The following is a 17024-nucleotide window of genomic DNA, read 5'->3' as shown; positions in this document are numbered from 1 at the left end:
ATTAAGCTGGGGATTCTTCTAATAAAGCTTCTTGTGCTTCCACTTGTGGATGTGTATTCAATCCAGCCAATAAGTCATTAACCAACGCTCGTAATTCTCCACCCAACAAAGTGAGTGCGGCGTCTTTTTGCTGATATTCTTCCTCTAGTTGACGTATTTCATCAAATTCATCAATTAAATAATCCAGGCTTTTTAAACGTTTAAAGGTAAGATCATGGGTTAAAGTAAATTGAATACGTTCATTCCAGATTAGAGAGATTTCAGCTGCAGCCAAACCTTGAGATAGCAACGTTAAAATTTCGTCTGCAGGTAACTCGTAGCCTTTGCAATTCACGCGTTTCTTTTCATCATCTAATGAAAATAAGAGGCAATCGGATGCTAATTGAAATGAAGCCGGAAGCATTGATGGATTACTAATCCATTGTGCAAAACGCATTGCCAAATTTTCCTGATGAGCCAAAGGCTCAATCTGGATGCCTGGAATTGATTTTCGTAAGAGGGAGGTCAATTGTGAAGCTTGATTATTACTTGCAGCGTTGACTATTAAACGATTACTCATCGTGTCGAGTAAGGCAAACATTTGCTTTTGGACGCAGAATGATTTGGGTAATAATTCGAACTCCAGATCTTCGGCAAGTTGTGCTCGCTCTGCACGTTTTACAGTGCGTTGCTGCTGTGTCTCTAACGCCTGAATCCGTTCAGTCAATAAACGTTTTATAACACCTCGTGGTAAAATTCGTTCTTCTTTACCTAAACAAATGAGGGAACATCCTGCTACTTCCTGCACAAGTTCATCGGCATAAGCTGGCAGCCAACCATAAATAAAGCGAGCATGTGGTGGGCATGGTTTTAATGTTTCTTCAGCTAATGCCGCTGTCAAATCCACGGCGTCTTTAAATTCAAAATAGTAAATAAGAGCGTTGTTAAACCACATGGTAATCCTCAGTATAAAAAAATGGATGCTAGCATGTTTCGCTAAGCTCGGCGATTCCTAAAAATTAAAATTCCCAAGTTGTCAGTTATGGTAGATTGATAAAAAACAGATTGTTTATGTTATTGACAAAATGATGTGAAAAATTTTACAGTGTATTCTGAAAATTTAACCAGGAGAAAACTATGTTAGCTAAAAATGAAATTATAGAGCAGTTAGAAGATTCTAAACAACTCACCACCTCCTCTCATGGACACAACAATGCATTTCAAGGTGAGGATCGGGGGTATCTTTTTAGATAGTGAACCAAAAGAACAGCTCACCTCCTCACGACATCCACATCGATATCGCTTATTCCATTCCGTTTCTCACGTACTACCACAGCACTATTTAAGTAAATCCTGCGATAAAGCTAATAGCCGCTTTCACACTATTCATGCGCAATATGCGAGAAAGAGTTTGAAAGAAAACTACATTATAATTTTATTGCAAGGAGAACTTTCATTATGGAAGAAGGGTAGCGATGGTGATTATTTACAAGTTACAAGCCAATCTAGCGCTGCTAAAAGTGTAGCTTACAATTACCTTAAAACGATTTTGCACATTTCAACAACTCTTTTAATACTGAATGATATGCAAAAGAAGGACGCCATTTTGAATGACGACATTCAATCTCATTTGCAAGGAATGATTGAGGAGCTTAAGGAGCTCCAAAAATGGGAGTTGGAATTGGAGCAAGAGCCATTGGCTCTTGGTAGGCAGTTGACAACGTTACTGTTGCAACAATTGCAAACAGAACAATCGCTTCAGCAGTTAGTTGTTAACCTGCACCATCAGCAAAAATCTTTGCTCCAAAAAATTAGTCAGTATGTAACTGCCATGCAATTGCATAGCATGCATGCGATTCTATTGGGTTGGGAGTTAGAAGGAGTGTTGATTAAAGCGGAGTCTCGTGCTGCTGTGGTTGGTACTCAAGGGCCTAGGAAAGGCATGATTGAGGTCCAATATTTTCAACATTACTTCAAAGACACGCCTATCGACCATCCTGTTTTTTATGCAGAAATGCCACCTCAATTGATGGGGCAAGCAACAGGATTAATGATTATTGAGTACTTGAGTAAAGAGCTATGTAATAATCTAGTGGGTGAGATGGTGTTCAATAACAAAAAAGCGATGCAGGAAGATATTCTTCATGCATATGCCGCACCTGTTTTAGAACAACTCAGTAGAGGCCTGTCTAAAGTACCGCAGGATAAACCTCAAGCGACTCGATGTCCCTATAGTTATTAACAAACCAAATTTCTCGGCAACCTTGTGTTGCTGAGAAATACAAAAGTTTATCAACCATTCTTACAATAAACGTATCTGACATTTTGCTTACTTTATCTTCAGTTGATAACTAAAAAAAACTGTCATTTCGCAGGTGGGTAACCATCTATTAAAGTAATGTATGCTCAAGTTAAGTTACGAGATTGATACCTCAATATATGTCAGGTGGCGCATGACAGTTTCATTACCAATAAGCGTTTAAAGCGACTACATAGGATATAAACTGTGTTGTTTCACGCCCAGTTACGGTAAACCACGGACCAGCAATCACACCAACATTGGGAGAAAAATTGTATTCAACCGCAGGAGATAAGGTGATTTCTTCAATATCCCCATGGCCGATGGAAGCTGGCAGTCCTTGTGCATTATTGCCTATAAAACCATTAAATTCAGTTGCGCCGCGTGATGCGTAATAACTCTCCATTACTGCCACCCATTTTTGGGTTAGTGTAAATTCAGCAGCTAAATCCGCAGTAAATAAAGCACCAGGGTCAATATTTCCTACTGTATCACGTGTTCCCCCATAGCTGCTGAAACCGCGAATATTAACAATGCTTGGGTGTAAATAGTTCAAGCTCAAACGAGTACGTAAATAATGTTCGCCAATAGGTTTTAAGTGTTGGAAATTCAGGGCGACTCCTGTTTGGTAGCTACCCAGTCCCGTTGCATCAGTACCATTATTAAGAGGATTTAAAGACTTAAAACGGCCCGTTGGAATGATTTCCTGGACAGTTACACGAAGATCAGGTCGCCATTTCGAATCTCGTTGTTCGAGTAATTGATAGCCTAATGTAACAGAAGTGTCACCAATCCCTTGCGCACTTGCTCCTTGATTTTTATTGTAAACATAAGGAAGGCCATATTGCACATCGAGTTTATTTGTTAAGCCATGACTAAAAATAGGATTGCCTACGATGCTTTCACTATGAGGAGTATGAATTAATTTCCAATTTCGTGTATAAATACCTTCGTTAATCGTATAAAAGCCATAAATTTCAAGGTTTGAGTGTCCTCGAGGAATGGTATGTCCAGCCGGTGCTAATAGAGGACCAGTAAACCAGGGACCAGCAGTTACTGTATTAGAAAAAACAAAAAATAAACCTGTTAGGCTTATTATAAATAAGCGGATAAAAATCTTAAACATCGTAAATCACCTTGCAGCTACGAAGGACAGTAGTGTAGATTAGCCGACTTTTAGCATTTGGGAAATAGTTTATGAACGCAATTGTTTATTTACATAAAGCAAAAGAAAACACCATAAAAAGAGGGCATCCATGGATTTTCCCAAAGGCAATTATTAAAACCAGCGGTAAGTTAATAACTGGCCAATTAGTCGATATTTTTAGCTCAGAAGGTGAGCAACTTGGGGTGGGTGTTTATAATGAACATTCTCTCTATAGGGTAAGAGTGTTGGCACTTGCCTGGGAAAATATCGACAAGAGTTCAATTAGCACAATTGCAAAGCATCGTTTGATGCAAGCCTTAGCCATTCGAAAAAATTTAAATCTTCCCAATGAGCGAACAAACGCTTATCGTTTATTCAATAGTGAAGCTGATGGATTATCAGGACTTACAATTGATCGTTTTAATCAAATGACGGTGGTAGCTAGTTCTGCATTTTGGGTTGAGGCAAATAAAGATGCCATTATTAAATGTATTAATGAACAATTACCAGACCAAGTTGTTTGGCTTGCACAACAGAAACCTCTAGCTCAAGACGGTTGGAAACAAATATCAGATGAGTTGATAACAGCAAATACAGAAGTACTCGAAGAAGGAATAATTTATCAAATCGATTTTTCACAGGCACAAAAAACAGGATTATTTCTTGATCAACGCGAGAACCATCAGCGCATTGCCAATTTAGCGAAAGGAAAGCGTGTTTTGGATCTTTATTGCTATGTAGGAGGGTTTGCTCTCCATGCAGCAAAGGCTGGGGCAATTAGAGTTACGGCGGTAGATAGTTCTGCGCAGGCTATTTTGCAAGCTAAGCATAATGCTGAGATAAACGACATTAAAACAATTGAATTTATTCAGGCTGATGCGCGCGACTATTTGGCTCATGCTGCCGATTACGATTTAATTATTTTAGATCCGCCAAAGTTAGTTCCATCCCAGCAACATTTACAGCGTGCAAAAAATTATTATCGTTTTCTCCACCGCGAAATCTTTAAAACGATGCGTTCAGGTTCCTTATTAATGACGTGTAATTGCTCTTCAGCATTATCAACGCTAGAGTTCACTGCTTTGGTAAGTAATCAGGCCGCAGCAGTAGGAAAAAATGCGCGTGTTTTAGGTGTTTTCGGTCCAGCGAGTTGTCATCCTACTTTGCCGGTTTTTCCAGAGGGTAACTATCTGACAGCTGTTTTATTAGCTATTGTCTGATTATTATATTGCTTTTGTCATCTTTAATGTAAAAGATGACAAAAATTTCCTAATGATTATTTTTGATGCCGTTCTCGTAAACAGCCTAATAGATCATAAAATCCTACCTCACTAATTTTTAATAAAACCAGTAAATGAAAAAGTAAATCGGCTGATTCATTAATCAGTTCTTCGCGATTCTTACTAACAGCGGCAATCACTGTTTCAACAGCCTCTTCACCAACTTTTTGTGCACAGCGATTAATACCTGCAGCCAACAATTGACTTGTATAACTTGTCGTCGATTGGGAATTGGCTCTCTCATTAATAATCTCAATCAAATCAGCTAAAAAAGTTAGTTTTAATCCCGACGCTGGTTGAAAACAGGTATTAAAACCCAAATGGCATGCAGCTCCTGCTGGTTGAACTTGTATTAATAAACTGTCTCCATCACAGTCTGCAGTAATTGACTCTACAGTCATTGTGTTGCCGGACGTTTCACCTTTACGCCACAAACGTTGTTTACTGCGACTGAAAAAAGTGAGTTGTTTTGTTTCCAAACTGACTACCAAGGCTTCTTCATTCATATAACCTAACATGAGCACGCTGCCAGTATTACTGTCTTGAACAATTGCAGGCAAAAGGCCCTTCATTTTTTGCCAGTCGAGTTTGTTAATATCATTACTATTCATAATCTAACCTCAATTGCATTCTCAGCTAGTGCAATTTTAACGTCGTTAATGCTAAGAATTTGATTGTGAAAAACACTGGCAGCCAATGCTCCGTCTACTTGTGCTTTTTGAAACACTTCAACAAAATCTTTAAGCTCTCCAGCCCCTCCGGAGGCAATTAGTGGAACAGAGGTTATTGAGCGAATCTGTTGTAATTGTTCTATATCATAACCCTTGCGTACGCCATCTGCTTGCATACAATTAAGTACAATTTCTCCTGCACCGCGATCTTGCACTTCTCTAACCCAATCTAGCGTTTTACGACGCGAGTTTTTGCTTTTGCTTTCATCACCAGTGTATTGATAGACGTAAAAATCATTGTCTATCCATTGACTATCAATACCAATAACGACACATTGGCTACCAAAAATACCACTTAGTTGATCAATGAGATTAGGGGTCTCAAGAGCAGGACTGTTAATCGATAGTTTGTCAGCTCCAGCGTATAAAAGGGCTTTGGCCGTATCAAGGTTACGAATTCCTCCTGCAACAGTAAAAGGAATATTTATTTTTGCCGCTACCTGGTTTATCCATTCAAGACAGACCGATCGACCGTCACTGCTGGCAGTAATGTCATAAAATACTAATTCGTCTGCTCCCTGATTTGAGTACATTTCTGCTAAAGGAAGTATGTCACCTACTATGCGGTGATTGCGAAATTGAACGCCTTTAACCACTTGGTTATCACGGACATCGAGACAGGGTATAATTCGTTTAGCCAACATAATTTTCTCTCCCTAAATAAGCGGCCAGATCAAAATCTGTCTCATAGAGCATTCGACCTAAAATGGCTGCTGACAGCCCCAGAGAAGCGAGCTTTTGTAAATCTTTTTCATGACGAATACCACCAGAAGCTTGCCAGGCAATTTGAGGAAAACGCTCCACTGCCTGAGTATACAAATTAAAATTTGGGCCGCTCATCATTCCATCGCAAGCAATATCAGTACATAGAATTTCGCGAATTCCAAGTAATTGATAATAACTCACGGCTTCCCACAAATTATTTTTTGTTGTTGTTTGCCAGCCATGAATAGCAGGTTTGGGGATATTATTTTCAATATGAACATCCAGGGCTAAAACAATATTTTTAGCCTGAATTTCGCTAATAATTTGTGAGGTTAAATCAGGATTAGTTACAGCTATACTGCCAATAACAAGTTTGGATGCTCCTGCCTCAAGGGCGGCTCTTGCTGAGGCAAGGCTACGAATACCACCGCCTAATTGTAATGTTAAACCACTGGCTTTCAGTGTTTTAATTAATGACAGCTGTTGAATTTCTCCTGTTTGTGCACCGTCCAGATCGACAACGTGCAAACGTTGGGCTCCTTTATCGGCATAATACCGAGCAAGAATTGCTGGTGAATTTTTATAAATAGAAACTTTATCAAATTGACCTTGGCGCAAACGAACACATTGCCCTTGCTTTAAATCGATGGCTGGGATAATTAACATGCTTCCTCCAACTGCAAAAAATTATTAAGTAATTTAAGTCCTATTGCCGCTGATTTTTCGGGATGAAATTGCATGCCATAAAAATTTTGATACTGGACAATGGCGGTAAATTCCTGGCTGTATTGGCAACTGGCTAAGGCATGTTCTGTTGCCAATAGGGCATAGCTATGGACAAAATAAACGTAATCTTTTGCCGCCAACCCCTTGGCTAGAGGTGATTCTTTTTGCCAAATGAGTTTATTCCAACCCATATGTGGAACGGGTTGACTAGGTTGTGGGGCTAAGCGTTTGATCTGACCAGGTATAAGATTTAAGCAACTAATGTTATCTTCATCGCTATATTCCATGAGTAGCTGCATTCCCAAGCAAATACCTAATAATGGCTGTGACAGTTCAGACAGAACATCAATAAGCTGGTAACGTGCTAATGCATCCATGCCTGTTGCTGCAGCACCCACACCTGGTAAAATCACGTGGCTTGCTTTTTTTATCTTTTCTGGATCATGAGTCAATAGATAGTTATAACCCAGATTTTTGATGGCATTCGTTAGAGAAGTTAAATTATTCCCAGCGACATCGATAACAGCAATCATAAGGCCCCCTTGGTTGATGGTAGGTCGCTATCGCATTGCATGCAGGCTTGGCGTAGTGCTCGTCCTAATGCTTTAAAACAGGCCTCAATCATATGATGGTGGTTTTGGCCTTTGACAGTGACGTGGATAGTGGCGCCAAGACTAGTTGCAAAAGAGTGAAAGAAATGGGGGACCATCTCGGTGGCCATACCGCCTACGAACTCACGTGTAAATTGTCCTTCAAAAACACAATAGCTTCGACCACAAAGATCAATAGCAAGAGTCGCCAAGGACTCGTCCATAGGTAAGGTAAAGCCATAGCGAGCAATTCCCCATTTATCGGCCAATGCTTTCTTGAAGGCCTCACCAAGCGCTAAAGCAGTGTCTTCTATGAGGTGATGTTCATCGACCTCGACATCACCCTTTGCTTGTATTTGCAGGCTAAAACCACCATGTTTGGCTACCTGTTCTAACATGTGGCTAAAAAAAGCAATGGGGGTGTTAATAATCGTAGGGGCTTCTTTATCGAGTGATAGTACAACCTCAATCGCTGTTTCTTTAGTATTGCGACTAATCATTGTTGATCGTTTGCGAAACAAAATGGTTTCGGCAATTTTTTGCCAATTATGTTCACTAGAAACAGGGAGAAAAGAAACACCAATGTTATTAGCAAGCTCTCTATCTGTATCTCTATCACCAATTACCCAGGAGTGAGTGCGATCAATCATGGTTTCTTGTAAAAAATTTTGCAATAAACCAGTTTTGGGCTTGCGACATCCACAGTTATCCATTTCTGTATGGGGACAAATAAAAATATCGTTAAAATAAATCCCTTGAGATGCAAATAAGTGGAGAATAAAGTCATGGCAATTTTGAAAAGAATCTTTGGGAAAACTGCTTGAACCAAGACCATCTTGATTGCTGACCATGACAAGTCTAAATCCTGCTTTCTGTAAAGCCAACAAACTTGGAATAACGTCTTTACATAACTTAATTTTTTCAAGGTTATCAACCTGATAATCTTGAGGTTCTTCAACTAAAGTACCATCTCTATCGATAAATAAAACTTTTTGCATGACGCTGTCCTATTAGGGCTTAAAAGAATTTAGGGCGGTTAACAATCGCTGATTTTGTTGTTCATCGCCAACGGTAATACGCATCATGTGTTCTAAGGGTGGTAAGGAAAAATGTCGTATAGCAATATCATGCTTTGCTAACCATTGGGCTATAGATTGCGCATAAGGACTTTTTACCAAAAGAAAATTGGCGTTGCTTGGGTAAATGGTTTCTATCCAATTCAATTGCTGTAATTGTTCGATTAATTTAGCGCGAGCATTGAGAATTTGCTGGATACGAGCTGAAAACCATTCTTTATTGGCTAAAGCATTTTTTGCCAGTGAGAGGACTGCACTTGATAAAGTATAAGGTGGCATTGCATTTCGTAAGGCATTAATTACTTGTGGTTGTGCGATTACTGCGCCAAGGCGTAATCCTGCCAGACCGTAAGCTTTGGATAAAGTGCGAAGGATAATTAGATTGTCAAATGACGATAGCAATGTTGTGGCACTTTCTCCTTTTGCGAAATCAATATAGGCCTCATCAACAACGATTACGGCTTTATTTGTAAAATAATCACATAGCTGCTCAATCGTGGTCAATTCAATAAAATTTCCTGTAGGGTTATTAGGACGGCAAAGCATAATAAGCTTACAATTTTCTTGCCAGGCTGAGAGCAGTTTTTCAGGAGAAAGATAGAAATTGTTATCAATTTCTAATGGGCAGTTAATAACACTGGCCTGTTGGAGACGTGCGTAAAAGCTATACATAGGAAATGTCGGTGGGCATTGTAAAATACTATCCACGCCAGCACGCAGAAAAACCCGCATGATCAAATCAATTCCATCATCACTACCTCGAGTAATTACCATGTTTTCGCTGTTAACCTGAAAATATTCTGTTAGCAGCATTTGCAATGGCTGAAGATCACGACTATTCGGGTAGTGGTTTAAAGAGACATTGTTTAAGGATGCAGCAGACCAGGGTAATTCATTCGCATGCAGACGATAATTCAATTCATCGCCTGTGGGCACATAAGGTTGAATATCGAGTAAATCGGGGCGAATTAAATTTAAAGCAGACATTTGAAAAACCTCCTAATGGTTAGTCAATAGAAACATCATTCAGAATTGAGTGTTCTGCCAACGTTGCACCTTGTACTTCTGCCAAGAAGTTCATTCGAACGTTGACTGCATTCGCATGGGCATCTAATCCCTCGATTATGGCAAGACTCTGCGCTGCATCACTTAATGTGCTTATGCCTTGTACCGTGATATCCTGGATACTGAAGGCCTTTAAAAAATCTATGGTACCAAGTCCACTGTGGTTTCGAGCATAACCATTCGTTGGCAAGACATGATTACTACCGGTGACATAATCACCGAGTGTTTCAGCTGCCCACGGCCCTAAGAAAATGGTTCCGGCAGCCATAATATTAGGCAACCATTCTACGGCATCGTTTCGATTAATAATTAAGTGCTCTGGCGCGTAATCATTAATAATATCTATTTGGGCCTCTAAATTGGGGCATACTACTATGGCGCTATGTTCAAGTGCCTGACGAATGATAGTTTGTCTGGATAAACTATCAAATTGCTGCGTGATTGCTGTTTGTACTTGCTTTGCAAATTGCTCGGCTTCGCAAAGTAAAATTACTTGAGAATCGACACCATGTTCTGCTTGAGCAAGAAGATCGGCAGCGACAAATACGGGATTTGCCTTATTGTCAGCAACGATCATCACTTCAGAAGGGCCAGCAGGCATATCAATTGCAGCCCCTAATGGATCAGTTGAAACTTGTGTTTTTGCTTCGGTAACAAAGCTATTGCCTGGGCCAAATATTTTATCTACCTTGGGTATAGATTCCGTACCATAAGCCATTGCAGCAACTGCCTGTGCACCACCAACCTGATAAATCGTTTCAATGTTGCATAAGCGAGCAGCAACCAAGAGATGAGGATCGATTTGTCCACCGCGATTGGGAGGTGTACATAAAATTCTAATAGGGCAACCTGCAATCATTGCTGGAATTGCTTGCATGAGCAATGACGATACCAACGGGGTTTTGTTACCTCCTGGAACGTATAAGCCGACTTTAGTAATGGGTTTATAAACGCGAGAAATGGTTACGCCTTCAACCGTGCTTAACGATTGCGATTGAGGCATTGTATTTTGATGATAGGTGGTAATGGTTTCTATGGCTGTAGTGAGCGCCCGCATTGCTTTAGGACTAACTTCAGCCTGTTTGATGACTGTAGATGAAACTTGTAATGCGTTTAAATCGACTCCATCAAAATCGCGAGTCAACGCATACAATCCCGCATCACCTCGTGTTTTGACTGTTGCGATAATGTCCTCGACTTGTTTTTTGAAGCAATTATTATATTGCGGTCTTGACAAGAGTTGTTTCTTTTCTTCAGTGGAAAGTGTTTGCCAGGTATTAATGGGTAACATTCAATTTCACTCCAACATTTTTTCAATCGGTAATACCAAAATAGAGCTGGCACCTAAAGATTGAATAGTTTCTAAGGTATTCCAGAAGATTCCTTCACTGGAAACAACATGAACGGCTACTTTCTCAGGATTTGCTGATAAAGGGAGAATCGTGGGAGACTCGGCACCAGGGAGACGCTCACAAATTCTTTCCAATGCATTTTTAGGAGCATGAAAAAGAATATATTTTCTCTCTTGTGCTTGTTGTACTGCTTGAATACGTCGTTTTAACTTAGTCAATAACTCCTGAAAGGATAAATCCAGAGGTTCACTCGTACGTATAAATGTTGCCTGACTAGTTAAAACGGTGTCGACTTCAATAAGTTTATTGTCTTCTAAAGTTTGACCACTCGAGACTAAATCACAAATAACATCAGCCATTCCCATTCTGGGAGCCACCTCAACTGAACCTGAAAGGATAAGACTTTCAGCACGTATTTTATGTTTTTCTAAATATTGATTGAGTAAATAGGGGTAGCTTGTTGCTATGCGTTTTCCTTCAAGACTACCTGGGCCTTGATAATCAAACGATTCGGGAATTGCAATTGAGAGTCGGCAGCGACAGTTACCTAACGGCAAAACAATTTCATAGTTTTGTTTAATTGAAGCAAGCGCTGCTTCAAACAACACATTTTCGCCGACAATACCACCATCACATAGTCCATCAAAAATTAGCGTAGGAATGTCATCATCACGCACAAAAAGCAAATCAATGGGAAAATTCTCAACATGTGTCAGTAAAGCGTTTTCTTTAAGACGAAATTTCAATCCACAACGTTGTAACAAGCTAAGAGATTCTTGGGCCAAGCGGCCTTTTTTTTGTAAAGCAATACGCAAACGTTTTTTCACGACGACTCCATACGATCAGCAATTAATTGATAACCACCACTTCCAAAAGTCAGGCAGCGAGCCACGCGAGTAATGGTTGTTACACTCACACCAGTCTGTTCGTGAATAGTGCGATAAGGAATATTTTTTTGTAGTAAAGGAACGACTTCCCAACGATCGGCCATTGCTTCGATTTCTGCTGGCGTACAGAGATCGGTAAAAAAGGCAAATGCTTCGTCTTCATTTTTAATTAAGCTAATGGCATGCATTAGATGATGAATAGAGTGTTGTTTATGTGGGTGTGATTTCATAATAATGTATTAATGTGATATAACATTGTATCATTCTAACGTTAGTGATTTTTTATGTCAAATAAAATTTGACAGTTAATCGCGTTTAGGTTGATATGATGTTTTCTATCAGGGAGAAAGAAAATGTTGCTGGAGAAAGAGAACTCCTGTTTATTACTTATTGATGTTCAGGAAAAATTGGCACCGCATGTCAAAGAGCCAGATCAGTTGTTAAATCGTTGTCAGTGGCTTATACGTTTAGCCAGCGAATTGCAGGTCCCATTGTTAGTGAGTGAGCAATATCCTAGAGGGTTAGGAGCAACTGTTACTTCTTTAAAAGAACTAATGCCACAAAAAGAATACATTGAAAAAGTCCATTTCTCTTGCTTTCGTGAACCCTCTTTTAAGCACAGTCTTGACGCGTTAAACAAAAAACAGCTTGTTTTGATAGGCATTGAAGCTCATGTTTGTGTATTACAAACAGCCATTGATCTGCAAGAGGCGGGATATGATGTTTTTGTTGTAGTTGATGCAGTAAGCAGTCGTAAAGAACTTGATTATAAGTATGGTCTTAAGCGAATGAAACAAATAGGGATTCAACTTGTCACTTCAGAAATGATATTTTTTGAATGGGTAGGGCAGGCTGGTACGGCAGAATTTAAAGCCTTAAGTAACGCCTATTTAAAATAACTGTTCTAATGAACATTTTGTTTGAGAATTTTTTGATAATAAGTAAAGGAGTAGTAATGCACCTGGATAATCAAATTGCCATTATTACCGGTGGCGCTTCTGGGATGGGGAAAGCTTGTGCCGAGTTATTAAATTCTCATGGTGCAAAAGTAATTATTTGGGATCGGCAAATTGAGAATGTTGATCTGACAGATATTGCTTTGTCGGTAGCTTGCGATGTGAGCTTGGCTGAAGATGTTGAACGAGCCATAAAAAAAACTGTTAATGAAATAGGAATTCCACGGGTTTGTATCAACTGTGCGGGGATTGCTCCAGCTAAACGTATGGTTGGCAAAGAGGGGGCGATGCCTTTGGCAGCATTTAAACAGGTTATCGATATCAATTTAGTGGGTACATTTAATGTCATGCGTGTTGTGGCTGAAGCGATGACGCATTTGGAGCTCGATAATAATTCACAAGAACGAGGTGTGATAATTAATACAGCCTCCATCGCAGCATTCGAAGGGCAAATTGGTCAGATGGCTTATAGCGCTTCAAAAGGAGGTGTTGTGGCAATGACTTTGCCTGCTGCACGCGAACTAGCACAGTATGCCATTAGGGTAAACACCATTGCTCCGGGACTTATTGCTACACCGATGCTATTAAATATGCCGCAGGAAGTACAAGACAGTTTGGCTGCAACCGTTACCTTCCCAAAACGGCTCGGAAAGCCAGAGGAATTTGCAGCCCTGGTGCGGCATATTATTGAAAATTCCATGATCAATGGCGAAGTAATTCGTTTAGATGGCGCACTACGGATGCAAGCTCGTTAGTAATTTATTCAAGCTTCTCCTGTTTTGAGAAGCTTGAATAGTTATCAATAAAGTTGAAAGTGTATTAAGTGAAACTTGCTGTTTCAACATCTCCCTTATCAGCCGTGTCCTCTTTACCCGTTTTATTTTCTTTTTCCTGCTCATCTTCTTTATCCAGTGTCAAAGTCTCAAATAGTGAAGAGAAGGAAGATAATAGCTGTGCAGGAGATTTTTGTTGCTTACTATCGCTCTCTATTTCTCCCAATGCCTTGGTGTCTTTCGTAAGAGATTTAAAGAATGTTGATAATGAAGTAAGAGATTCTTGTAGCTTTTCTAATCTATTAAGTTCTGCTGTTAAATCAGCTAAACCTGCGACTGATTCTTGCAATTTGTCAACCTGATGGGTTATTTCATATTTTTCTTGAAGTTCTTTAATTTCTTTTAGTAGCACTTGTTCTAAACGTAAATTCTCTTTTTGTCTTCTAGAAGGTTTTCTTATAACAGGATGGCTATGTAATTCTGCTTGTACAGTTTGCAGTTCTCTTATCTTAGTGTGGAGTAATATCTTGCCTTTAAGAGCGTCTATAACTACTGGTTTGAGATCTTCAAATTCAAATTTAATGCCTAACTCATCTAGAAGTTGATCAAGAACATTAACGGCCTTAGCTGTCTTACGTAAAAATAATTGTGTTCCAGGCTGTTTGGATTGCGTCATTAAGCTTTTACTTACCGCCTCTAATTGAGAAGATAAAAAAGAAATCTCAGGATCTTCTTTTAACTGTCTTTTTAAGTTTCCAAAATGCTTTTCTTCAAAGTAGTCAAAACGCTGTTGGAGTTTTTTGCCTTCTGTAGTTTGAAGTTCTGGGCACAATAATATTTTTATACGAGCATCATAATTCTCTATTTCTCTGCTAATGGCTTCATATTCAATTGCATTAGCATTACCCTGTTTAAGATAACTTATCAGTGCGCCGCGCAATTCTTTAAAAAATTTTACTGAGTCAATAGTATTATTTCTATTGTTAATCAAAGCTTGCTGTAGCGGATGATTGTCTGTGGTCATAATGGTATAAGCAAGTGGTAAACCATTCTCTCCTTGAACACAGAGTGATGCCCCATGTTTTAAGAGAACGGATAGGCAGTGAACCATCGGGCTAGCGCCACTATCACGACTAATACATGCTGTGATGGCAGAGGAATAGGTTATCTCTTGCATAACCGCCGTTTTTACTTTAAGCGTTACAGGCTGGCTATTAAGATTAAAGTCACCGTGTGTTAAAACGAAATCTAAAAGTTCGTGATTTCTAGTTTGTAAAGCTAAATTGAGGTATTTGTCAGTTAACAAATGATGAAACGAAGGGAGTTGTGCTGCTAAAGTAAACTTTTTCTCGAACAATAACGAGACAAGAAGCGATTCACCAAGCAAATGAATGTTACGACGTAAATTGTCTATTTCCTGTATAACTTCGAAAGAGAGCGTTTCCTTCTCTTCAAATAGTAACAAAAATTCATAGGTTTGAGCTAACAGGTTTTCAATATTCTTTGCTTGTGCAGTGGTATCCGATGTTTGTAATTGTTCAAAAGCAAGATGTAAGCGCTTGAGTGCCCGATCATATTTTTTGGGTTTTTGCGGTTTTGCTGCAAAGGTTTTCCTCTCTGAAGGTGTTTTCTTTTCTGAATTAAATTTTGCAGAAGTTTCCGCATTTGGAGAATCTAAAGCTAATGAGGCCTCTTCCGCAACCATTGATAAAAATGTATGGTTTTCTGTGATTAACGGGGCTTTTTCTTCTGCTGCAGGAATTGACGCAGCCACTAAAGTTTGTTGTTTGGGGGGCTCATTGGCAGGTGTAGTGGTTTCTTCGATTATTCGGGCTTGCATCGATGCTTTTGTACGAGTAATGAAACGATAAATCTGTTGATAAGGGCTTTTTCTTACTAATGGAATCAGGGCTTTTAGTGTTACGCAGATGGCATTGAGTTTTGCCAGATATTCTGTATCTTTCTCTTTTTTTCCAAAAAGTGCTTTTGCTTCTTTTTCAAGCTGAATGTATCGTCTTTCCAAAGTAGAAATCTGGTTATTATGGTTTTTTCTTAATGCAGAAATTACGGGTTTGACACTAGTTACAGCCAATTCTATGAATTTGCTTTCCAAGTCTTCTGTTTTTACTGGTATAAATGATCCCTGTTCCTTTCTGGAAAACACGGTGTTCATCGTGAGTTCGTCATTGTCATTAAAATATACGTGAAGACGAAATACCATACCTTTCGAATCAGTAAAATAAGCTGTGTAATGATATTGGCTTAGGCTGGGATTATTTCTTTGCTCAATTTGATAAATACTAATATGGTGCTCTGAGAGGGTATATATTTCATTGCCATTTTTTAATATAACAGGTTTAGTCGATTGATTTAATTCACACCGGTAATAGAGATGTCCATCTTTGTTCTTATCCAACTCTAATTTATTACAATGAATTGCTCCCAGATCTAATGACAGAATGTGTAAGTCAATGAAATTGAAAAGAGTATTTGTAGACATGAATATACCCTGATTAAATTAAAACTGGTCAGAGTATATCGATAATGGAAAAATTGTGCAATTAATGAAAATTATATTTAAAAAATATCATTACTGCATCTTAATTAGGCTTTTTGATGGTTATTAGAATTAATTTCGAGGGGTGTTTTTAAATTTCCTGTTGCCGTATAGACACGAGTCGAGTCGTCTGAAGATTGTCCTGTAATGGTATTAATAATTTCTTGACGAGTATTTATATTGCTTGTAATAACCTGTCCATTAACAGCATTTAATTCACGACAAAGAATTAATTTTTCTGCGAGTTCTTTATTCAGGGCGCTAATTTTCTCTGCCTCCTGCGTTGAGCATTGTGCTAAAAAATCTTCAAAAACTTGTTTGGCACGTTGAGTGTGTGGATCTAAACCTAATAACTCAACTCGCTGTTTTGTGCATTGTTCAAGTTGATTAGATAGTTCCTGTTTTTTTGCAGCAATAGGCTCAAGTTCTTCAAATTCCCGAGCCACTAAGGCGTTCTTCTCATCAGATAGAAGGTTAATAAGTTTTTGAATGAAATTCACTTCTTGTTGCAAAATTTGCATTAAAATTGCTGGTTTTGACTGAGTCATTTTATAAAATCCTTTTGCTTGTCAGCCTAAAAATCAAATTAGACTAGCTCAATATCCCTAAACATGTTTGTTGCAATTTGACTACAACTAATTTGATAATGCCCGTTAGCCAATTGCTCTTTAAAAAATGCCACTCGCTCACTATTTACTTCTGGCGCACTAAGAATCAATTCTTTTAAATTAGCGAGTTGTTTGGAAATATTGCTTAAATTGACATGACTATCCTCATCAGTGTGTGGATCTTTGGCAATAGATTGGGTGCGTTGCAGCCGATTCTCTGAATCTAGAACTTTGAAGGTATTGGAATCATTAATCGGATTTACCATAACATTGCTCTCAATTGCGCTCATAAT

Annotated in this window: 18 protein-coding genes; 4 read left to right on the top strand and 14 right to left on the bottom strand. The window is 38.9% G+C overall.

Translation table 11 applies throughout. The annotated features are described in order from the left end of the window. Nucleotide 1: 1 nt before the first annotated feature. Nucleotides 2-934, bottom strand: a complete 933-nt coding sequence (locus PXX05_RS07105) for a recombination-associated protein RdgC (RefSeq protein ID WP_275090368.1) — start codon at nt 932-934, stop codon at nt 2-4. 258 nt (nt 935-1192) lie between these two features. Here PXX05_RS07105 and PXX05_RS07100 point away from each other — a divergent pair, with 258 nt between their 5' ends. Then, complete coding sequence (locus PXX05_RS07100; RefSeq protein ID WP_275090367.1) at nt 1193-2221, top strand: hypothetical protein; 1029 nt, start codon at nt 1193-1195, stop codon at nt 2219-2221. Nucleotides 2222-2444: 223 nt separating this feature from the next. On the opposite strand, the gene PXX05_RS07095 is transcribed toward PXX05_RS07100, so the two are convergent. After that, entirely contained in the window at nt 2445-3404 is a 960-nt protein-coding gene (locus PXX05_RS07095) for a transporter (protein ID WP_275090366.1), read from the bottom strand. Between the two features lie 71 nt (nt 3405-3475). Here PXX05_RS07095 and PXX05_RS07090 point away from each other — a divergent pair, with 71 nt between their 5' ends. Next, entirely contained in the window at nt 3476-4645 is a 1170-nt protein-coding gene (locus PXX05_RS07090) for a class I SAM-dependent rRNA methyltransferase (RefSeq protein ID WP_275090365.1), read from the top strand. Nucleotides 4646-4701: 56 nt separating this feature from the next. Here PXX05_RS07090 and hisIE read toward each other — a convergent pair whose 3' ends face one another. The 9 genes from hisIE to PXX05_RS07045 are packed head-to-tail and all read right to left on the bottom strand — an operon-like array spanning nt 4702 to nt 12067. Then, the gene (gene hisIE / locus PXX05_RS07085; protein WP_275090364.1) at nt 4702-5316 is read right to left on the bottom strand and encodes a bifunctional phosphoribosyl-AMP cyclohydrolase/phosphoribosyl-ATP diphosphatase HisIE; all 615 of its coding nucleotides are present in this window, start codon (nt 5314-5316) and stop codon (nt 4702-4704) included. Further along, nucleotides 5313-6080, bottom strand: coding sequence for an imidazole glycerol phosphate synthase subunit HisF (hisF, locus tag PXX05_RS07080; protein ID WP_275090363.1), 768 nt, complete (start codon nt 6078-6080; stop codon nt 5313-5315). Before hisF ends, hisIE begins: the two co-directional genes overlap by 4 nt. Further along, entirely contained in the window at nt 6070-6807 is a 738-nt protein-coding gene (hisA, locus tag PXX05_RS07075; protein ID WP_275090362.1) for a 1-(5-phosphoribosyl)-5-[(5-phosphoribosylamino)methylideneamino]imidazole-4-carboxamide isomerase, read from the bottom strand. Before hisA ends, hisF begins: the two co-directional genes overlap by 11 nt. Then, a complete protein-coding gene (gene hisH, locus PXX05_RS07070) occupies nt 6801-7400 on the bottom strand; it encodes an imidazole glycerol phosphate synthase subunit HisH (RefSeq protein ID WP_275090361.1) in 600 nt (199 codons plus the stop codon). Before hisH ends, hisA begins: the two co-directional genes overlap by 7 nt. After that, nucleotides 7397-8455, bottom strand: coding sequence for a bifunctional histidinol-phosphatase/imidazoleglycerol-phosphate dehydratase HisB (gene hisB, locus PXX05_RS07065; protein WP_275090360.1), 1059 nt, complete (start codon nt 8453-8455; stop codon nt 7397-7399). The genes hisH and hisB overlap by 4 nt, the downstream gene beginning before the upstream one ends. 12 nt (nt 8456-8467) lie before the next feature. Continuing rightward, on the bottom strand, nt 8468-9520 hold the full coding sequence (gene hisC, locus PXX05_RS07060) for a histidinol-phosphate transaminase (RefSeq protein ID WP_275090359.1): 1053 nt from the start codon (nt 9518-9520) through the stop codon (nt 8468-8470). 19 nt (nt 9521-9539) lie between these two features. After that, a complete protein-coding gene (hisD, locus tag PXX05_RS07055; RefSeq protein WP_275090358.1) occupies nt 9540-10889 on the bottom strand; it encodes a histidinol dehydrogenase in 1350 nt (449 codons plus the stop codon). A 6-nt stretch (nt 10890-10895) separates the two neighbouring features. Then, nucleotides 10896-11777, bottom strand: coding sequence for an ATP phosphoribosyltransferase (gene hisG, locus PXX05_RS07050; RefSeq protein ID WP_275090357.1), 882 nt, complete (start codon nt 11775-11777; stop codon nt 10896-10898). Continuing rightward, nucleotides 11774-12067 (bottom strand): YerC/YecD family TrpR-related protein, encoded by a 294-nt coding sequence (locus PXX05_RS07045; protein ID WP_275090356.1) that lies wholly within the window; start codon nt 12065-12067, stop codon nt 11774-11776. Before PXX05_RS07045 ends, hisG begins: the two co-directional genes overlap by 4 nt. A gap of 123 nt (nt 12068-12190) precedes the next feature. On the opposite strand from PXX05_RS07045, the gene PXX05_RS07040 reads away from it, so the two are divergent. Together PXX05_RS07040 and PXX05_RS07035 are read left to right on the top strand one after the other, a co-directional pair. After that, a complete protein-coding gene (locus tag PXX05_RS07040) occupies nt 12191-12736 on the top strand; it encodes a hydrolase (RefSeq protein ID WP_275090355.1) in 546 nt (181 codons plus the stop codon). Nucleotides 12737-12792: 56 nt separating this feature from the next. Further along, nucleotides 12793-13548, top strand: coding sequence for an SDR family NAD(P)-dependent oxidoreductase (locus tag PXX05_RS07035; protein ID WP_275090354.1), 756 nt, complete (start codon nt 12793-12795; stop codon nt 13546-13548). 64 nt (nt 13549-13612) lie between these two features. Here the strand turns inward: PXX05_RS07035 and PXX05_RS07030 are convergent, their stop codons facing one another. The 3 genes from PXX05_RS07030 to flgM form a co-directional block, all read right to left on the bottom strand. Then, nucleotides 13613-16066 carry a hypothetical protein gene (locus tag PXX05_RS07030; RefSeq protein ID WP_275090353.1) on the bottom strand — a complete coding sequence of 818 codons (2454 nt, stop codon included), beginning with the start codon at nt 16064-16066 and terminating at the stop codon, nt 13613-13615. Between the two features lie 104 nt (nt 16067-16170). After that, complete coding sequence (locus tag PXX05_RS07025) at nt 16171-16671, bottom strand: flagella synthesis protein FlgN (RefSeq protein WP_275090352.1); 501 nt, start codon at nt 16669-16671, stop codon at nt 16171-16173. Nucleotides 16672-16709: 38 nt separating this feature from the next. Then, entirely contained in the window at nt 16710-17021 is a 312-nt protein-coding gene (flgM, locus tag PXX05_RS07020) for a flagellar biosynthesis anti-sigma factor FlgM (RefSeq protein WP_275090351.1), read from the bottom strand. Nucleotides 17022-17024 lie beyond the last annotated feature (3 nt).

Source organism: Legionella cardiaca (genome assembly GCF_029026145.1).
In the GTDB taxonomy this organism is placed as follows: Bacteria; Pseudomonadota; Gammaproteobacteria; order Legionellales; family Legionellaceae; genus Tatlockia; species Tatlockia cardiaca.
This window is presented reverse-complemented; position numbering and strand designations above follow the sequence as displayed.